The sequence below is a fragment of the Enterobacter sp. E20 genome (assembly GCF_000801755.2).
GTDB classification, from domain to species: domain Bacteria; phylum Pseudomonadota; class Gammaproteobacteria; order Enterobacterales; family Enterobacteriaceae; genus Enterobacter; species Enterobacter asburiae_B.
Map to the genome: position 1 here is coordinate 4,322,723 of NZ_CP012999.1, position 17,573 is coordinate 4,340,295.

General features: G+C 52.3%; 17 protein-coding genes, 2 tRNA genes and 4 rRNA genes. 6 read left to right on the plus strand and 17 right to left on the minus strand.

Features of this window, described 5'->3' with window-relative positions; all coding sequences use genetic code 11:
* Positions 1–47: 47 nt before the first annotated feature.
* The 6 genes from rrf (NI40_RS20140) to NI40_RS20165 form a co-directional block, all read right to left on the minus strand.
* A 5S ribosomal RNA gene (gene rrf / locus NI40_RS20140) occupies positions 48–163 on the minus strand.
* A 43-nt stretch (positions 164–206) separates the two neighbouring features.
* Positions 207–282, minus strand: a tRNA-Thr gene (locus tag NI40_RS20145).
* Between the two features lie 14 nt (positions 283–296).
* Positions 297–412 (minus strand): 5S ribosomal RNA (rrf, locus tag NI40_RS20150).
* A 70-nt stretch (positions 413–482) separates the two neighbouring features.
* A 23S ribosomal RNA gene (locus tag NI40_RS20155) occupies positions 483–3,388 on the minus strand.
* 182 nt (positions 3,389–3,570) lie between these two features.
* Positions 3,571–3,646 (minus strand) — tRNA-Glu (locus tag NI40_RS20160).
* A gap of 85 nt (positions 3,647–3,731) precedes the next feature.
* Positions 3,732–5,273, minus strand: a 16S ribosomal RNA gene (locus NI40_RS20165).
* The 16S, 23S and 5S rRNA genes sit together here with 2 tRNA genes alongside, the layout of an rRNA operon.
* A 470-nt stretch (positions 5,274–5,743) precedes the next feature.
* Here NI40_RS20165 and NI40_RS20175 point away from each other — a divergent pair.
* The gene (locus tag NI40_RS20175; protein WP_039262762.1) at positions 5,744–6,298 is read left to right on the plus strand and encodes a gamma carbonic anhydrase family protein; all 555 of its coding nucleotides are present in this window, start codon (positions 5,744–5,746) and stop codon (positions 6,296–6,298) included.
* On the opposite strand, the gene NI40_RS20180 is transcribed toward NI40_RS20175, so the two are convergent.
* Genes NI40_RS20180 through dprA form a run of 6 tightly spaced genes read right to left on the minus strand, consistent with a single transcriptional unit; the run spans position 6,274 to position 10,057 of the window.
* Positions 6,274–6,522: a DUF1488 domain-containing protein gene (locus NI40_RS20180; RefSeq protein ID WP_039262761.1), complete on the minus strand. Its 249-nt coding sequence runs from the start codon at positions 6,520–6,522 to the stop codon at positions 6,274–6,276. The two genes, NI40_RS20175 and NI40_RS20180, sit on opposite strands and share 25 nt — an antisense overlap.
* Positions 6,519–7,337 (minus strand): shikimate dehydrogenase, encoded by an 819-nt coding sequence (gene aroE / locus NI40_RS20185; protein ID WP_039262760.1) that lies wholly within the window; start codon positions 7,335–7,337, stop codon positions 6,519–6,521. The genes NI40_RS20180 and aroE overlap by 4 nt, the downstream gene beginning before the upstream one ends.
* Positions 7,338–7,341: 4 nt before the next feature.
* Complete coding sequence (tsaC, locus tag NI40_RS20190; protein WP_033146781.1) at positions 7,342–7,914, minus strand: L-threonylcarbamoyladenylate synthase type 1 TsaC; 573 nt, start codon at positions 7,912–7,914, stop codon at positions 7,342–7,344.
* The gene (locus NI40_RS23430; RefSeq protein WP_023309445.1) at positions 7,907–8,461 is read right to left on the minus strand and encodes a DNA topoisomerase family protein; all 555 of its coding nucleotides are present in this window, start codon (positions 8,459–8,461) and stop codon (positions 7,907–7,909) included. Before NI40_RS23430 ends, tsaC begins: the two co-directional genes overlap by 8 nt.
* 26 nt (positions 8,462–8,487) lie before the next feature.
* On the minus strand, positions 8,488–8,961 hold the full coding sequence (smg, locus tag NI40_RS20200; RefSeq protein WP_008503477.1) for a DUF494 family protein Smg: 474 nt from the start codon (positions 8,959–8,961) through the stop codon (positions 8,488–8,490).
* Positions 8,933–10,057 (minus strand): DNA-protecting protein DprA, encoded by a 1,125-nt coding sequence (gene dprA, locus NI40_RS20205; RefSeq protein WP_039262764.1) that lies wholly within the window; start codon positions 10,055–10,057, stop codon positions 8,933–8,935. Before dprA ends, smg begins: the two co-directional genes overlap by 29 nt.
* Before the next feature lie 127 nt (positions 10,058–10,184).
* Between dprA and def the strand changes: the two genes are divergently transcribed.
* From def to mscL, 5 genes are all read left to right on the plus strand, one after another.
* Positions 10,185–10,694 (plus strand): peptide deformylase, encoded by a 510-nt coding sequence (def, locus tag NI40_RS20210; protein WP_006812188.1) that lies wholly within the window; start codon positions 10,185–10,187, stop codon positions 10,692–10,694.
* 25 nt (positions 10,695–10,719) lie between these two features.
* Positions 10,720–11,667, plus strand: coding sequence for a methionyl-tRNA formyltransferase (gene fmt, locus NI40_RS20215; protein WP_039262757.1), 948 nt, complete (start codon positions 10,720–10,722; stop codon positions 11,665–11,667).
* A 52-nt stretch (positions 11,668–11,719) separates the two neighbouring features.
* Positions 11,720–13,006 carry a 16S rRNA (cytosine(967)-C(5))-methyltransferase RsmB gene (rsmB, locus tag NI40_RS20220; protein WP_039262763.1) on the plus strand — a complete coding sequence of 429 codons (1,287 nt, stop codon included), beginning with the start codon at positions 11,720–11,722 and terminating at the stop codon, positions 13,004–13,006.
* 22 nt (positions 13,007–13,028) lie between these two features.
* Positions 13,029–14,405: a Trk system potassium transporter TrkA gene (trkA, locus tag NI40_RS20225; RefSeq protein WP_008503482.1), complete on the plus strand. Its 1,377-nt coding sequence runs from the start codon at positions 13,029–13,031 to the stop codon at positions 14,403–14,405.
* Positions 14,406–14,551: 146 nt separating this feature from the next.
* Positions 14,552–14,962 carry a large-conductance mechanosensitive channel protein MscL gene (gene mscL / locus NI40_RS20230; RefSeq protein WP_023309449.1) on the plus strand — a complete coding sequence of 137 codons (411 nt, stop codon included), beginning with the start codon at positions 14,552–14,554 and terminating at the stop codon, positions 14,960–14,962.
* On the opposite strand, the gene NI40_RS20235 is transcribed toward mscL, so the two are convergent.
* The 5 genes from NI40_RS20235 to NI40_RS20255 form a co-directional block, all read right to left on the minus strand.
* Positions 14,963–15,178, minus strand: coding sequence for an alternative ribosome-rescue factor A (locus tag NI40_RS20235; RefSeq protein ID WP_039262756.1), 216 nt, complete (start codon positions 15,176–15,178; stop codon positions 14,963–14,965). It abuts the gene before it with no gap.
* Between the two features lie 57 nt (positions 15,179–15,235).
* Positions 15,236–15,661, minus strand: coding sequence for a Zn(2+)-responsive transcriptional regulator (gene zntR, locus NI40_RS20240; RefSeq protein ID WP_029740638.1), 426 nt, complete (start codon positions 15,659–15,661; stop codon positions 15,236–15,238).
* 2 nt (positions 15,662–15,663) lie between these two features.
* Positions 15,664–16,032, minus strand: a complete 369-nt coding sequence (locus tag NI40_RS20245; protein WP_039262755.1) for a DUF1992 domain-containing protein — start codon at positions 16,030–16,032, stop codon at positions 15,664–15,666.
* A 107-nt stretch (positions 16,033–16,139) separates the two neighbouring features.
* Complete coding sequence (rplQ, locus tag NI40_RS20250; protein WP_001216368.1) at positions 16,140–16,523, minus strand: 50S ribosomal protein L17; 384 nt, start codon at positions 16,521–16,523, stop codon at positions 16,140–16,142.
* A 40-nt stretch (positions 16,524–16,563) separates the two neighbouring features.
* Complete coding sequence (locus NI40_RS20255; protein WP_002919219.1) at positions 16,564–17,553, minus strand: DNA-directed RNA polymerase subunit alpha; 990 nt, start codon at positions 17,551–17,553, stop codon at positions 16,564–16,566.
* Positions 17,554–17,573: the final 20 nt, after the last annotated feature.

The following is a 17,573-nucleotide window of genomic DNA, read 5'->3' on the forward strand; positions in this document are numbered from 1 at the left end:
AAACGCAAAAAGGCCATCCTTTCGGATGGCCTTCTCACTTATTTGATGTCTGGCAGTTCCCTACTCTCACATGGGGAGACCCCACACTACCATCGGCGCTACGGCGTTTCACTTCTGAGTTCGGCATGGGGTCAGGTGGGACCACCGCGCTAAAGCCGCCAGACAAATTCTTTTACTTCTTGCCGAACTTTAACCTAAGTATAAAGTGGTGCTGATACCCAGAGTCGAACTGGGGACCTCACCCTTACCAAGGGTGCGCTCTACCAACTGAGCCATATCAGCACGCTAAATTTGATGCCTGGCAGTTCCCTACTCTCACATGGGGAGACCCCACACTACCATCGGCGCTACGGCGTTTCACTTCTGAGTTCGGCATGGGGTCAGGTGGGACCACCGCGCTAAAGCCGCCAGGCAAATTCTGTTAAATCTGTATCAGGCTGAAAATCGTGTCTGTCTCTTCGCCGAAACAGCTTCGGCGTTGTAAGGTTAAGCCTCACGGTTCATTAGTATCGGTTAGCTCAACGCATCGCTGCGCTTACACACCCGACCTATCAACGTCGTAGTCTTCAACGTTCCTTCAGGACCCTTAAAGGGTCAGGGAGAACTCATCTCGGGGCAAGTTTCGTGCTTAGATGCTTTCAGCACTTATCTTTTCCGCATTTAGCTACCGGGCAGTGCCATTGGCATGACAACCCGAACACCAGTGATGCGTCCACTCCGGTCCTCTCGTACTAGGAGCAGCCCCCCTCAATTCTCCAGCGCCCACGGCAGATAGGGACCGAACTGTCTCACGACGTTCTAAACCCAGCTCGCGTACCACTTTAAATGGCGAACAGCCATACCCTTGGGACCTACTTCAGCCCCAGGATGTGATGAGCCGACATCGAGGTGCCAAACACCGCCGTCGATATGAACTCTTGGGCGGTATCAGCCTGTTATCCCCGGAGTACCTTTTATCCGTTGAGCGATGGCCCTTCCATTCAGAACCACCGGATCACTATGACCTGCTTTCGCACCTGCTCGAGCCGTCACTCTCGCAGTCAAGCTAGCTTATGCCATTGCACTAACCTCCTGATGTCCGACCAGGATTAGCTAACCTTCGTGCTCCTCCGTTACTCTTTGGGAGGAGACCGCCCCAGTCAAACTACCCACCAGACACTGTCCGCAACCCGGATTACGGGTCTACGTTAGAACACCAGCCATTAAAGGGTGGTATTTCAAGGTTGGCTCCACGCAGACTGGCGTCCACGCTTCAAAGCCTCCCACCTATCCTACACATCAAGGACCAGTGTTCAGTGTCAAGCTATAGTAAAGGTTCACGGGGTCTTTCCGTCTTGCCGCGGGTACACTGCATCTTCACAGCGAGTTCAATTTCACTGAGTCTCGGGTGGAGACAGCCTGGCCATCATTACGCCATTCGTGCAGGTCGGAACTTACCCGACAAGGAATTTCGCTACCTTAGGACCGTTATAGTTACGGCCGCCGTTTACCGGGGCTTCGATCAAGAGCTTCGCGTTGCCGCTAACCCCATCAATTAACCTTCCGGCACCGGGCAGGCGTCACACCGTATACGTCCACTTTCGTGTTTGCACAGTGCTGTGTTTTTAATAAACAGTTGCAGCCAGCTGGTATCTTCGACTGATTTCAGCTCCACCCGCAGGGGCTTCACCTACATATCAGCGTGCCTTCTCCCGAAGTTACGGCACCATTTTGCCTAGTTCCTTCACCCGAGTTCTCTCAAGCGCCTTGGTATTCTCTACCTGACCACCTGTGTCGGTTTGGGGTACGATTTGATGTTACCTGATGCTTAGAGGCTTTTCCTGGAAGCAGGGCATTTGTTACTTCAGCACCGTAGTGCCTCGTCATCACACCTCAGCGTTAATAAACGACCGGATTTACCTAATCGTTCCGCCTACATGCTTAAACCGGGACAACCGTCGCCCGGCTAACATAGCCTTCTCCGTCCCCCCTTCGCAGTAACACCAAGTACAGGAATATTAACCTGTTTCCCATCGACTACGCCTTTCGGCCTCGCCTTAGGGGTCGACTCACCCTGCCCCGATTAACGTTGGACAGGAACCCTTGGTCTTCCGGCGAGCGGGCTTTTCACCCGCTTTATCGTTACTTATGTCAGCATTCGCACTTCTGATACCTCCAGCATGCCTCACAGCACACCTTCAACGGCTTACAGAACGCTCCCCTACCCAACAACGCATAAGCGTCGCTGCCGCAGCTTCGGTGCATGGTTTAGCCCCGTTACATCTTCCGCGCAGGCCGACTCGACCAGTGAGCTATTACGCTTTCTTTAAATGATGGCTGCTTCTAAGCCAACATCCTGGCTGTCTGTGCCTTCCCACATCGTTTCCCACTTAACCATGACTTTGGGACCTTAGCTGGCGGTCTGGGTTGTTTCCCTCTTCACGACGGACGTTAGCACCCGCCGTGTGTCTCCCGTGATAACATTCTTCGGTATTCGTAGTTTGCATCGGGTTGGTAAGCCGGGATGGCCCCCTAGCCGAAACAGTGCTCTACCCCCGAAGATGAGTTCACGAGGCGCTACCTAAATAGCTTTCGGGGAGAACCAGCTATCTCCCGGTTTGATTGGCCTTTCACCCCCAGCCACAAGTCATCCGCTAATTTTTCAACATTAGTCGGTTCGGTCCTCCAGTTAGTGTTACCCAACCTTCAACCTGCCCATGGCTAGATCACCGGGTTTCGGGTCTATACCCTGCAACTTAACGCCCAGTTAAGACTCGGTTTCCCTTCGGCTCCCCTATACGGTTAACCTTGCTACAGAATATAAGTCGCTGACCCATTATACAAAAGGTACGCAGTCACACCACAAGGGTGCTCCCACTGCTTGTACGTACACGGTTTCAGGTTCTTTTTCACTCCCCTCGCCGGGGTTCTTTTCGCCTTTCCCTCACGGTACTGGTTCACTATCGGTCAGTCAGGAGTATTTAGCCTTGGAGGATGGTCCCCCCATATTCAGACAGGATACCACGTGTCCCGCCCTACTCTTCGAGTTCACAGCCTGTGTGCTTTCGTGTACGGGACTGTCACCCTGTACCGTGCGACTTTCCAGACGCTTCCACTAACACACAAGCTGATTCAGACTCTGGGCTGCTCCCCGTTCGCTCGCCGCTACTGGGGGAATCTCGGTTGATTTCTTTTCCTCGGGGTACTTAGATGTTTCAGTTCCCCCGGTTCGCCTCGTTAACCTATGTATTCAGTTAACGATAGTGCAACGAATTGCACTGGGTTTCCCCATTCGGACATCGCCGGGTCAAAGGTTCATATCACCTCGCCGGCGCTTTTCGCAGATTAGCACGTCCTTCATCGCCTCTGACTGCCAGGGCATCCACCGTGTACGCTTAGTCGCTTAACCTCACAACCCGAAGATGTTTCACTTCTGATTGCGAAAATTTGAGAGACTCGAACACACATTAACTGTGTGTCGTTTCAATTTTCAGCTTGATCCAGATTTTTAAAGAGCAAATATCTCAAACGTCACCCGAAGATGAGTTTTGAGATATGACGGCAGGTGACTTTCACTCACGAACCAGCAAGTGGCGTCCCCTAGGGGATTCGAACCCCTGTTACCGCCGTGAAAGGGCGGTGTCCTGGGCCTCTAGACGAAGGGGACGTGTAAGTCTCAATCGCAAGACGCCTTGCTATTTACTTTTCATCAGACAATCTGTGTGAGCACTGCAAAGGCAGGTTCTTTAAGGTAAGGAGGTGATCCAACCGCAGGTTCCCCTACGGTTACCTTGTTACGACTTCACCCCAGTCATGAATCACAAAGTGGTAAGCGCCCTCCCGAAGGTTAAGCTACCTACTTCTTTTGCAACCCACTCCCATGGTGTGACGGGCGGTGTGTACAAGGCCCGGGAACGTATTCACCGTAGCATTCTGATCTACGATTACTAGCGATTCCGACTTCATGGAGTCGAGTTGCAGACTCCAATCCGGACTACGACGCACTTTATGAGGTCCGCTTGCTCTCGCGAGGTCGCTTCTCTTTGTATGCGCCATTGTAGCACGTGTGTAGCCCTACTCGTAAGGGCCATGATGACTTGACGTCATCCCCACCTTCCTCCAGTTTATCACTGGCAGTCTCCTTTGAGTTCCCGGCCTAACCGCTGGCAACAAAGGATAAGGGTTGCGCTCGTTGCGGGACTTAACCCAACATTTCACAACACGAGCTGACGACAGCCATGCAGCACCTGTCTCAGAGTTCCCGAAGGCACCAAAGCATCTCTGCTAAGTTCTCTGGATGTCAAGAGTAGGTAAGGTTCTTCGCGTTGCATCGAATTAAACCACATGCTCCACCGCTTGTGCGGGCCCCCGTCAATTCATTTGAGTTTTAACCTTGCGGCCGTACTCCCCAGGCGGTCGACTTAACGCGTTAGCTCCGGAAGCCACGCCTCAAGGGCACAACCTCCAAGTCGACATCGTTTACGGCGTGGACTACCAGGGTATCTAATCCTGTTTGCTCCCCACGCTTTCGCACCTGAGCGTCAGTCTTTGTCCAGGGGGCCGCCTTCGCCACCGGTATTCCTCCAGATCTCTACGCATTTCACCGCTACACCTGGAATTCTACCCCCCTCTACAAGACTCTAGCCTGCCAGTTTCGAATGCAGTTCCCAGGTTGAGCCCGGGGATTTCACATCCGACTTGACAGACCGCCTGCGTGCGCTTTACGCCCAGTAATTCCGATTAACGCTTGCACCCTCCGTATTACCGCGGCTGCTGGCACGGAGTTAGCCGGTGCTTCTTCTGCGGGTAACGTCAATTGCTGTGGTTATTAACCACAACACCTTCCTCCCCGCTGAAAGTACTTTACAACCCGAAGGCCTTCTTCATACACGCGGCATGGCTGCATCAGGCTTGCGCCCATTGTGCAATATTCCCCACTGCTGCCTCCCGTAGGAGTCTGGACCGTGTCTCAGTTCCAGTGTGGCTGGTCATCCTCTCAGACCAGCTAGGGATCGTCGCCTAGGTGAGCCGTTACCCCACCTACTAGCTAATCCCATCTGGGCACATCTGATGGCAAGAGGCCCGAAGGTCCCCCTCTTTGGTCTTGCGACGTTATGCGGTATTAGCTACCGTTTCCAGTAGTTATCCCCCTCCATCAGGCAGTTTCCCAGACATTACTCACCCGTCCGCCGCTCGCCGGCAAAGTAGCAAGCTACTTTCCGCTGCCGCTCGACTTGCATGTGTTAGGCCTGCCGCCAGCGTTCAATCTGAGCCATGATCAAACTCTTCAATTTAAGTTTGATGCTCGTGAATTAAACTTCGTAATGAATTACGTATGTTCACTCAGAGACTTGGTATTCATTTTTCGTCTTGCGACGTTAAGAATCCATGTCACTTTGAGTGCCCACACAGATTGTCTGATAAATTGTTAAAGAGCAGTGCAACGCGGCTTTCGCTCACCGTTGCGAGGTGGCGTATATTACGCTTTCCTCTTTCAGAGTCAACCCGTTATTTCAGAATTTTTCTCTTCAACCGACCGCGTTGTCTGTGAAGTGATTCACATCCGCCGTGTCGATGGAGGCGCATTATAGGGATCCCATTTTTTAGCACAAGTATTTTTTAGATCTTTTTTTCCGACTGCTGATTTTCCGCGCTTTTCGCTGAAATCCCGCCCGATCTGCTTAAATATTGACGTATTTTGCCTTGCCGCGATCCATTAATATGATCAAAGTCTTCTGTATAGCGCTCATTGTTAGAGGTAGATATGCCCGCAGTATTACGTCCTTATAAAGATCTGTTCCCCCAAAAAGGCGATCGCGTGATGATCGATGCCAGCAGCGTGTTGATCGGCGATGTCCGAATGGCCGATGACGTCAGCATCTGGCCCCTCGTCGCCATCAGGGGAGATGTTAACTATGTGTCGATTGGCGCCCGTACCAATATTCAGGACGGCAGCGTTCTGCATGTCACGCACAAATCCTCCTATAACCCGGACGGTAATCCCCTCATCATTGGAGAAGAGGTTACCGTCGGCCATAAGGTGATGCTTCACGGCTGCACTATCGGGAATCGCGTACTTGTTGGCATGGGGTCGATTTTGCTGGATGGCGTCATAGTAGAAGATGACGTAATGATTGGTGCCGGTAGCCTGGTCCCGCAGAACAAACGGCTGGAGAGTGGCTATCTCTATCTGGGAAGCCCGGTAAAACAGATCCGCCCCCTGAAGGAGGCGGAGATCGAAGGATTAAAATACTCGGCGAACAACTACGTTAACTGGAAGAATGACTATTTGGATCAGGACAACCAAACCCAGCCCTGATCGTCTTCCTGCTGTTCGCGGATTAAATCGCTGGCTTCTTCTTCCAGATCCCAGCGATTTTCGCAAAATACCGCTATAGGGTCTGAACCGCCAAAACGGCGAAACAGCGTTTCCCCATGAATGGCACAAGTAAGTTGCATCCCCTGCACCAGCACCGGAAAACAGACCGCTTGTTTACTCTCATCCCAGATCTCTCTGTCCGGGAAATGAATAGCCTGGTTCACGCCGAAAGCTCCTGCTTTAACTTTTCAATGACAGGTTCGACCGCAGGCAACACGCCATGCCAGAGCAGCACCGCATGCGCAGCCTGCCCCACCAGCATTCCCAGTCCATCGGCTAACTGTTTCGCGCCGTGTTGTTCACACCAGCTCAGGAAAGGGGTCTTCCCTTTCTGATAAAACATGTCATAGAAGTACATATGCGCGCTGACCAGAGAAGCAGGAATTGCCGGGATCTCGCCATTGATGCCGCTGGACGTGGCATTGATGACAAGATCGAACTCACGATCGGCAAGATCGTCAAGCGCTACCGCGCTCACGCTGCCGGTATGCGCAAACAACGCCGCCAGTGCTTCCGCTCGGGAAAAGGTTCTGTTGGTAATGGTCACCGCACAGTCCAGTGAAAGCAGAGGCAACAGTACTCCCCGCGATGCGCCACCCGCACCAATCAGCAGGACCCGAAACCCGGGCTTAATAAACGACAGTCGTTCCAGATCGCTAAGTAAACCAACTCCGTCTGTGTTGTCACCCAAAAGGCGTCCATCCTCAAGCCGTTTTAGGGTATTGACTGCACCAGCCAGTGAAGCGCGCTCGGTGAGCTCATCCGCTCGTTCGAAGGCTTCCTCTTTAAAAGGAACCGTCACATTCGCGCCTTTACCGCCCGCGGCGAAAAAAGCCTCCAGCGTTGGAATAAATGCATCCACCGGTGCCAGTACGCGACCATAGGGATGATTTATCTGCAGCTGCTTCGCAAATTGCTGATGAATCAACGGTGACTTGCTGTGTGCAATCGGATTACCAAAAACAGCATAGGTTTCCATGAGACTACCCCTGGCGAAAACGTTCGCCGGTCAAAGCGTCGCGAATTTCAGACGGATTCAGGCGCCCTCCCGTTTCACCGACAGCGACTGGGAAGTCATTCCCGAACTGCGCCAGTACTTCTTCGGTTGTCCGACAAGGTGGCAATCCGGTCAGGTTGGCGCTGGTTGAGACCAGCGGTTTACCAAATGCCAGGCAAAGTTCAACCACCAGCGGATGGTCAGTTACGCGAACGGCGAGGGAATCAAAACGTCCGGTTAACCAGCGAGGCGTAGTCGGCTGCGCCGGGAAAACGAAGGTCACCGGGCCAGGCCACGCGGAGAAGATAGTCTCGCGCTGCGCCGGCGTCAGCATGGAGTCATCGATATAGGGTTTAAGCTGCTCATAATTCGCAGCGATCAAAATCAGCCCTTTCTCGACGGGTCTTTGTTTTAAGGCAAGCAGTCGGCTTACGGCCGTCTCGCTGTCAGGATCGCAACCGACTCCAAAAACAGCTTCAGTTGGATAGGCGATGACTTCTTCTTTTTTCAGTACGTCCACAGCATGCGCAATGGAGCCTGATGGCAGGTTATTATTCACTATTTTGATCCGCCGTAACCGGCTTTCCACATTGTTTACTGGCGCAGAAGCGTTTCATGCCTTGCGCGGTTTTCTTCTCTATAAGTAGCGGATAATTGCAATGAGGGCAGGTTCCCGCTACCGGTTTAAAATTGATAACGAACTGGCATTCAGGGTAGCGATCGCACGAATGGAAAGTCTTACCATAACGGGAACGGCGCTGTACCAACTGACCGCGCTGACACTGAGGGCACGCAATTGCCGTTTCATCAGGCTTATCAATTTGTTCCGTATGCTCACATTCCGGGTAGCGGCTACATCCAATAAACATGCCGAATCGCCCCTGCCGCAGGGCTAATTCACCACCGCAGAGTGGGCAATACTGACCTTCCAGAATTTTAACGATATGTCCATCCGCCTGGCTTTTCAGGGGACGGACATAATCACATTCCGGATAGTGTGAACAACCGAGAAACGGGCCGTGTTTCCCGGACCGAATAACAAGTTCAGCCCCGCACTGCGGGCAGGGCTCGTTTTTATGCACCGTGAATAGTGCTGATTTGGCCATAACAACTCTTGGTGCTGCACATTGAATTAGTGCAGCATACCTTCATTCACTTCAAAGAGTAATTCTTCCATTTGCTGATAGGCGTTTTCACAGCCCGGGATATTAAACAGAACCATCAGGATCACCCACTTGAGATCTTCCAGTTCAAATTCTGCTGTATCCAGCGCCATGACGCGCTCTATCACCATTTCTCTCGTTTCGAGGTTCAGCACCTGAATCTGCTCAAGGAATAAGATGAACCCCCGGCAGCTGGCATCCAGCCTTTCACACTCTTCCGCAGTATAAATGCGTACTGACAATGGGTCAGAAGCAAGCTGCATCGGTTCGGCGAGGCCTTCCTGATAATCAGCCAGTTTTTCCAGCCACATCAACGCATTATAGATATCTTCCCGCTCAAACCCCGCATCGGTAAGATCCTGTGTCAATTTGTCCTGATCCACTCGCATTTCTGCTTCGTTATGGATGTAAGTCTCAAACAAATACATCAGTACGTCGAACATGGCATGCCCTCCTTAATCGGACATAGCCGCCGGGTACAGCTGCGATCCACCCTGCTAACTCCAGTTCGAGTAGCTGTGCTACCGTTACTGGCACAGGTTGGCCGGCACGTTCAGCGACAACGTCAACAGGTGTTACCTCATCTCCTACGTTAGCCAGGAGCTTGGGAAATGGCAATGCCACCTTTCCCTGATCTGATGAATATTGTCGCTTTTCGGGATCTTCCTGCAGCCATTGCAACCCATATTGCAAATTTTCAAGAATATCTCCTACTTCCGTTACTGGCGTTGCCCCTTGCTTAATCAGCCAGTGGGGTCCCTCGCATCCGGGATTACCTATCGGACCAGGCAAGGCGAAGACTTCTCTCCCCTGTTCGAGCGCGCATCGCGCCGTGACCAGCGAACCGCTTCGGCGCGCCGCTTCAACCACCAGCACGCCTTTGCTGAGCCCGCTGATAATCCGATTGCGACGCGGAAAGTTTGCCGGCCTGGGCTGTGCGGAAAGCGGAAACTCAGACACTATCGCGCCGTCAGATTCGATAAGCCGCATCGCCAGTGCCTGATGCCGGCGTGGATAAATGCTAAAAAGACCGTTCCCCAGCACCGCTACGCTTCGTCCCTTAACTGACAGCGCCGCGCTGTGGGCTACGCCGTCAATACCGCAGGCCAGCCCGCTGGTGATCGTGAAACCGCTTTGAAACAGTTGTTCGCACAGGATTTTCCCCCATCGCTCGCCGTACCATGACGGCGCACGGCTGCCTACCACCGCCAGCTGAACGGTATTAAGCGCCTCAGGATTACCTTTTATGAATAACACCCCGGGATAATCAGGGATCGTGCGGAGCAAAGGGGGATATAGGGGATGGTTGGGCGTTAATAAATGATGTCCCGGCTGCTCAAGCCACACAAGACTACGTTCCAGCTCGCTCTCATCGAGTGCAAAGAACCGTTCAGCCTGCTTTGCTGTCAGCCCGGCCTCTCTGGCGACGAGCACGTTGAGGTGTTCCAGCTTCTGCAGTCGCGCAGCCGCTTCCAGCATTACATCACCACACAGAGACCCTGTGTGTACTAGCCGTAGCCATATCTCGGTAGACGTCATCCTTTCCCCTGCCATAAGCGGCCTCCGCAATCATTGCGATTGGTCACTGATGCTGTCAATCGATGGGGGATTTGTCTAGAATAGAGAGAGTATTCTTATCAACTCCTGAACACGACTCTGGAAATTTATGGCAGTTTTGCAAGTGTTACATATTCCGGACGAGCGCCTTCGCATCGTCGCTGAACCGGTCAAAGAAGTGAATGCAGAAATCCAGCGTATCGTTGATGATATGTTCGATACCATGTACGCCGAAGAAGGTATTGGCCTGGCGGCGACGCAGGTGGATATTCATAAGCGTATTATCGTGATTGATGTTTCCGAAAATCGCGATGAGCGTCTGGTGCTGATCAACCCTGAGCTGCTCGAAAAGAGTGGCGAAACCGGTATTGAGGAAGGCTGTCTGTCCATTCCTGAACAGCGCGCTTTAGTACCGCGTGCCGAAAAGGTGAAAATTCGCGCGCTGGATCGTGACGGTAACCCGTTCGAACTGGAAGCAGACGACCTGCTGGCGATTTGTATTCAGCATGAGATGGATCACCTGGTCGGTAAACTGTTTATCGATTATCTCTCGCCGCTGAAACAGCAGCGTATTCGTCAAAAAGTAGAGAAACTGGATCGTTTGCGTTCTCGCGCATAACGTCCCCCCGGATACAAGGATCATCGTGTCTAAAACACTACGTATTATCTTCGCGGGAACCCCTGATTTTGCAGCGCGTCATCTTGACGCGCTGTTATCTTCTGGTCACCAGGTTGTTGGCGTCTTTACCCAGCCTGACCGTCCGGCAGGTCGCGGTAAAAAACTGATGCCGAGCCCGGTAAAGGTGCTAGCAGAAGAGCATGGGCTACCCGTTTTCCAGCCCGCATCGTTACGCCCACAGGAAAATCAGCAGCTGGTTGCTGACCTGAATGCCGACGTAATGGTGGTGGTGGCTTATGGTTTAATTCTGCCAAAAGCTGTGCTCGATATGCCTCGCCTGGGGTGCATCAACGTGCACGGGTCTCTGCTTCCGCGCTGGCGTGGTGCTGCACCTATCCAGCGCTCGCTGTGGGCAGGTGATGCCGAAACGGGCGTTACCATTATGAAGATGGACGTAGGTTTAGACACCGGCGATATGCTGTATAAACTGGCGTGCCCCATAACGTCAGACGATACCAGCGCTACGCTGTATGACAAACTGGCAGACCTTGGCCCACAAGGGCTTATCGAGACGCTCCAGCAGCTTGCTGACAATACGGCGAAACCGGAAGTTCAGGATGACGCGCTGGTGACTTATGCCGAAAAACTGAGCAAAGAAGAAGCGCGTATCGACTGGTCCCTGTCAGCCGCGCAGCTTGAACGCTGCATTCGCGCTTTTAATCCGTGGCCGATGAGCTGGATGGAGATTGATGAGCAGCCGGTGAAAGTCTGGAAAGCCTCCGTCATTAGCGGTACTACCACGGCTGAACCCGGTACGATTATTGACGCCAACAAGAACGGAATTCAGGTGGCGACTGGGCAAGGGATCCTGAATCTTGAATCGCTACAACCGGCCGGCAAGAAGGCCATGAGCGCTCAGGATCTGTTAAATTCCCGTCGCGAATGGTTTATTCCGGGCAATCGTCTTGCCTGAGCAAATCTATCCTTAAGGCCCGGTGTTTCCGGGCATTTTTATTTTTACGGTTATGAAAAAACAAAATCTACGCAGTATGGCGGCTCAGGCCGTTGAGCAGGTTATCGAGCATGGCCAGTCCTTAAGTAACGTCCTGCCTCCCCTGCAACAAAAAGTATCTGATAAAGACAAAGCCCTGCTTCAGGAGCTCTGCTTTGGCGTTCTGCGCACGCTTTCTCAGCTTGAGTGGTTGATTAACAAGCTGATGTCACGCCCAATGACAGGCAAGCAGCGCACCGTACACTATTTGATTATGGTGGGTTTTTATCAGCTTCTTCATACCCGCATCCCACCTCATGCCGCGCTGGCTGAGACGGTTGAAGGCGCTGTTGCGATTAAACGCCCTCAGCTGAAAGGGCTGATCAACGGCGTACTGCGTCAGTTCCAGAGACAGCAGGAAGAGCTTCTGGTTGAATTTGCCCAAAGCGAAGCACGTTTTCTGCACCCGGACTGGCTGTTGAGGCGCCTGAAAAAAGCTTATCCACAGCAGTGGCAGGAGATTGCCGATGCCAACAACCAGCGCCCGCCAATGTGGTTACGCGTGAATCGGAATCACCACAGCCGTGACGCATGGCTGGCATTACTTGAAGAAGCTGGAATGAGTGGATTCCCGCATCAAGCCTATCCGGATGCTGTACGTCTGGCCTCACCGGCACCGGTACATGCATTACCCGGTTTTGATGAAGGTTGGGTAACCGTACAGGATGCCTCGGCGCAGGGTTGCATGACCTGGCTTGAACCCAAAAATAGTGAGCAGATCCTCGATCTTTGCGCCGCACCAGGGGGCAAAACGACGCATATTCTGGAAGTGGCTCCGCAGGCCAGCGTGATGGCAGTGGACGTCGATGAACAGCGTCTCTCACGCGTCTACGACAACCTCAAGCGTCTCGGCATGAAGGCTCAGGTTAAGCAGGGCGATGGACGCAAACCCGCAGAATGGTGTGGTGAAACCCAGTTCGATCGCATTTTGCTGGACGCCCCCTGCTCTGCAACCGGTGTTATTCGTCGTCATCCGGACATCAAGTGGCTACGCCGCGATCGTGATATTCAGGAACTTGCCCAACTGCAATCCGACATTCTCGACGCCATTTGGCCGCATCTTAAACCTGGTGGAACGCTGGTCTATGCAACCTGTTCCGTACTGCCGGAAGAAAACAGCCAGCAAATCGCGGCCTTCCTTAAACGTACGCCGGACGCCGCGCTGCGCGATACGGGAACGCCTGAATCCCCAGGTCTGCAGAACCTGCCGGGTGCTGAAGAGGGCGATGGCTTCTTTTACGCTAAGCTAATCAAAGAGTGATGTTGAGAACAGGTCACGAGATATGAAGATTATCATTCTGGGTGCAGGACAGGTGGGCGGAACGCTGGCGGAAAACCTGGTTGGCGAAAACAATGACATAACAATTGTTGATACCAACGGCGATCGTCTGCGTGTATTACAGGACAAGTTTGACCTGCGCGTGGTGCAGGGTCATGGTTCGCACCCACGTGTTCTTCGTGAGGCGGGCGCCGACGATGCCGACATGCTGGTTGCGGTAACCAGTTCTGACGAAACCAATATGGTGGCCTGTCAGGTGGCCTACTCGCTTTTCAACACGCCAAACCGAATTGCGCGCATTCGCTCTCCGGACTATGTTCGCGATGCTGAAAAACTGTTTAATTCCGAAGCGGTCCCCATTGACCACCTCATCGCGCCAGAACAGCTGGTTATCGACAATATCTATCGCCTGATCGAATATCCGGGTGCCCTGCAGGTGGTGAACTTTGCCGAGGGCAAAGTGAGCCTGGCAGTGGTTAAGGCCTATTATGGCGGACCATTGATCGGCAATGCGCTTTCCACCATGCGCGAGCACATGCCGCATATTGATACGCGCGTTGCAGCGATTTTCCGCCACGACAGGCCAATTCGCCCGCAAGGCTCCACGATTGTCGAAGCCGGTGATGAGGTCTTCTTTATTGCGGCCTCACAGCATATTCGTGCGGTGATGAGTGAACTTCAGCGTCTCGAAAAACCCTATAAACGCATTATGCTGGTCGGCGGTGGCAATATCGGTGCCGGTCTGGCACATCGGCTGGAAAAAGATTACAGCGTGAAGTTGATCGAGCGCGATCAACAGCGTGCTGCTGAACTGGCGGAAAAACTGCAAAATACGATCGTATTTTATGGTGATGCGTCGGATCAGGAGCTACTGGCTGAAGAGCATATTGATCAGGTTGATCTCTTTATTGCCGTCACCAACGATGACGAGGCGAATATAATGTCCGCCATGCTCGCGAAGCGCATGGGGGCAAAAAAAGTCATGGTGCTTATTCAGCGCAAGGCGTATGTCGATCTGGTTCAGGGTAGCGTTATTGATATTGCTATTTCCCCTCAGCAGGCGACAATTTCCGCGCTCCTGAGCCATGTTCGTAAAGCGGATATTGTCGGTGTGTCATCGCTCCGCCGTGGCGTAGCGGAAGCCATTGAAGCCGTTGCTCATGGAGATGAAACGACGTCGCGCGTCGTCGGCCGTTCGATCGACGAAATTAAACTGCCGCCAGGCACGATTATCGGCGCCGTTGTGCGCGGGAATGATGTCATGATTGCCAATGATAATTTACGAATTGAGCAAGGCGATCACGTTATTATGTTCCTTACCGATAAAAAGTTTATTACCGACGTCGAACGTTTATTCCAGCCAAGTCCATTCTTCCTTTAAAGAAATGGGTGCTCGAGTAAGAGCACCCTTACTTTATCCTTTTCATTTCTGTGCCTTTTATTTTTCATAATGTTTAATTATCCCGAATGGCAATTGGCTAATCATTTGTTAAACTTAAACTCGTCAGCTGGCACAAGGAGAGAACAATGAGTTTTATTAAAGAATTTCGCGAATTTGCGATGCGCGGGAACGTGGTAGATTTGGCAGTGGGTGTCATTATTGGTGCGGCATTCGGCAAGATTGTTTCATCATTAGTGGCCGACATTATCATGCCACCTTTAGGGTTGTTAATCGGCGGCATTGATTTCAAACAGTTCGCTTTCACGCTGCGTGAAGCGCAGGGTGATGTTCCGGCAGTAGTGATGCACTACGGCGTATTTATTCAGAACGTATTTGATTTTGTGATTGTCGCGTTTGCCATATTTATGGCCATCAAGCTGATCAACAGGCTCAACCGTAAAAAAGAAGAGCCGGCTGCAGCACCTGCGCCAACCAAAGAAGAAGTGCTGTTGAGTGAGATCCGCGATCTGTTAAAAGAGCAAAATAACCGCGTCTAATCAACAGATAAAAGCAGGAAGGCCAGTGGTAAATAAGCGATTCGCTTGCTTGCCACTGGCCTCCCAGTTACCCCGTTTATCATGTTTGTCTTTACGCAGATAACTTCCTTTCCCTTTTTTATTCTTCTCAACGCGCTGCCTGAATAACGGGTCGTGAAGTAACGCCTCAATGGCTTTGTCCTTAATTTGTCCTTTCGTGTGCTGATAGCGGCTCATAATGTCTCCAGAGCAGGGTTTATGACGAAGCGAGTCTAGACCCGGTTGAACTAAAAATCAACAGCCCTGCGTTTCTCCACTCGCTCCCTGTTCAAGGGCTTCGAGAATTGAACAGTAAATGCTGCTGTGGGCCGTACCGCAGCAGGCATCATTCAGCCTTTGCAGAGAGCGCTGCATGGTTTGCAGTTCCTGTATACGCGCTTCAACTTCATCCAGCCGGGCCTGCACGATGCTTTTAGATTCCTGGCAGGTGTGATGTTCCGGATCGATGCGGATCGATAATAACTCGCGGATCGAATCCAGTGTAAAACCGAGCTGACGAGCATAACGAATGAACCGCAGGCGCTGCAGATCGTTATCGGTATAAAGGCGAAAGCCCCCTTCAGTCCGAACTTCATGATCGATCATCTGCTGCTTTTCGTAATATCGGATGGTATCCGGCGTGACGTTCGCAAGCTTCGCAAGTTCACCGATACGGTACATAACTAGTCCTCGTTTATTTTCTGCATCAATCTTTCACCGTATTCACCGCGCAGAAAATCAGTGTTCATCCCAGCCTGGCGCAGCTTGAGTTCAAGCAGGGCGAGGCGGCGGCTAAGTTCAGAATGTCGTGGATCGTCATGGCGGATCCCTTTGAGAAGATCGGCAAGTTCAACAGCCTCTCTGCGCTGTTCGAGCTCCGGGGGGAGACAGCCCGCATTTTTCAGTAAACGGTATCCAGCCCGTAGTTCAGGCGCGATGTGCGAGTCATCGTCAAGCGCAAGGGGTTCGCCGCTCCCCGGGAGATCGTCGAATTCACCTTTTTTTTGGGCATCGCGAATATGGCGTTCTGCCCACTGGTCGAGCAACCACATTACCGGCTCCTGGGGATGAACAGAATTGATACAGACATTGTAGAGAAGTGGGGATATCGCGGATATAAAAAAACCCGCCGGAGCGGGTTTTTTTACGTTACTGCAGATTACTCTGCAGCAGCTTCTGCTTTCTCTGAACGATCAACCAGCTCGATGTAAGCCATCGGCGCGTTGTCGCCTGCACGGAAACCACACTTCAGAATGCGAGTGTAACCACCGGCACGGCTCGCGAAACGCGGGCCCAGTTCGTTAAACAGTTTTGCCACGATCTCGTTATCACGAGTACGGGCGAATGCCAGACGACGATTAGCAACGCTGTCAGTCTTGGCAAGAGTAATCAGCGGCTCAACTACGCGACGCAGCTCTTTCGCTTTAGGCAGGGTCGTCTTGATGATCTCATGACGAACCAGTGAACCTGCCATGTTGCGGAACATAGCCTGGCGATGGCTGCTGTTGCGGTTCAGTTGACGACCACTCTTACGATGGCGCATGACCTTATCCTTCTCAGTAAAACCTTAACCTGTGATCCGGTTACTCGTCAGCAATGCTTGCTGGTGGCCAGTTTTCCAGGCGCATGCCCAGAGACAGACCACGTGAAGCCAGCACGTCTTTAATCTCGGTAAGAGATTTTTTACCCAGGTTCGGCGTTTTCAGCAACTCAACCTCGGTACGCTGTACCAGATCACCGATATAGTGGATAGCTTCTGCCTTGAGGCAGTTAGCAGAGCGGACAGTCAATTCGAGATCGTCAACAGGGCGCAGCAGGATCGGATCGAATTCTGGTTTCTCTTCTTTCACTTCCGGCTGACGTACATCACGTAAGTCAACGAAAGCTTCCAGTTGTTCTGCCAGGATGGTCGCCGCACGACGAATCGCCTCTTCAGGATCGATTGTGCCATTGGTTTCCATTTCGATGACCAGCTTGTCCAGGTCGGTACGCTGTTCTACACGCGCTGCTTCAACATTGTAGGCAATACGCTCTACAGGGCTGTAGCATGCGTCGACCAGCAGACGGCCGATTGGGCGCTCATCTTCTTCCGAATGAATTCGGGCAGAAGCCGGCACATAACCACGACCGCGCTGAACTTTGATACGCATGCTAATAGCTGCGTTCTCATCGGTCAGGTGGCAGATCACGTGCTGCGGCTTGACGATTTCAACATCACCGTCGTGGGTGATGTCGGCTGCAGTCACAGGGCCAATGCCAGATTTATTCAGAGTAAGAATAACTTCATCTTTACCCTGAACTCTCACCGCCAGCCCTTTCAGGTTGAGCAGGATTTCAAGGATATCTTCCTGAACGCCTTCTTTGGTGCTGTACTCATGAAGTACACCATCAATCTCAACCTCGGTCACCGCGCAACCCGGCATCGATGAGAGCAGAATACGGCGCAGTGCGTTACCCAGAGTATGGCCAAAGCCACGCTCTAAAGGCTCAAGGGTCACCTTGGCGTGCGTCGAACTCACTTGCTCGATATCTACCAGGCGCGGTTTTAGAAACTCTGTCACAGAACCCTGCATTGTGTCCTCTCTTTGGTACT

What these genes read in the sequence shown, in the direction of transcription:
- NI40_RS20175 (WP_039262762.1), top strand. Translation starts at nt 5,744, where the DNA reads ATGCCCGCAGTATTACGTCCTTATAAAGATCTGTTCCCCCAAAAAGGC.
- aroE (WP_039262760.1), bottom strand. Translation starts at nt 7,337, where the DNA reads ATGGAAACCTATGCTGTTTTTGGTAATCCGATTGCACACAGCAAGTCA.
- NI40_RS23430 (WP_023309445.1), bottom strand. Translation starts at nt 8,461, where the DNA reads ATGGCCAAATCAGCACTATTCACGGTGCATAAAAACGAGCCCTGCCCG.
- smg (WP_008503477.1), bottom strand. Translation starts at nt 8,961, where the DNA reads ATGTTCGACGTACTGATGTATTTGTTTGAGACTTACATCCATAACGAA.
- dprA (WP_039262764.1), bottom strand. Translation starts at nt 10,057, where the DNA reads ATGACGTCTACCGAGATATGGCTACGGCTAGTACACACAGGGTCTCTG.
- def (WP_006812188.1), top strand. Translation starts at nt 10,185, where the DNA reads ATGGCAGTTTTGCAAGTGTTACATATTCCGGACGAGCGCCTTCGCATC.
- rsmB (WP_039262763.1), top strand. Translation starts at nt 11,720, where the DNA reads ATGAAAAAACAAAATCTACGCAGTATGGCGGCTCAGGCCGTTGAGCAG.
- trkA (WP_008503482.1), top strand. Translation starts at nt 13,029, where the DNA reads ATGAAGATTATCATTCTGGGTGCAGGACAGGTGGGCGGAACGCTGGCG.
- mscL (WP_023309449.1), top strand. Translation starts at nt 14,552, where the DNA reads ATGAGTTTTATTAAAGAATTTCGCGAATTTGCGATGCGCGGGAACGTG.
- NI40_RS20235 (WP_039262756.1), bottom strand. Translation starts at nt 15,178, where the DNA reads ATGAGCCGCTATCAGCACACGAAAGGACAAATTAAGGACAAAGCCATT.
- zntR (WP_029740638.1), bottom strand. Translation starts at nt 15,661, where the DNA reads ATGTACCGTATCGGTGAACTTGCGAAGCTTGCGAACGTCACGCCGGAT.
- NI40_RS20245 (WP_039262755.1), bottom strand. Translation starts at nt 16,032, where the DNA reads ATGTGGTTGCTCGACCAGTGGGCAGAACGCCATATTCGCGATGCCCAA.
- rplQ (WP_001216368.1), bottom strand. Translation starts at nt 16,523, where the DNA reads ATGCGCCATCGTAAGAGTGGTCGTCAACTGAACCGCAACAGCAGCCAT.
- NI40_RS20255 (WP_002919219.1), bottom strand. Translation starts at nt 17,553, where the DNA reads ATGCAGGGTTCTGTGACAGAGTTTCTAAAACCGCGCCTGGTAGATATC.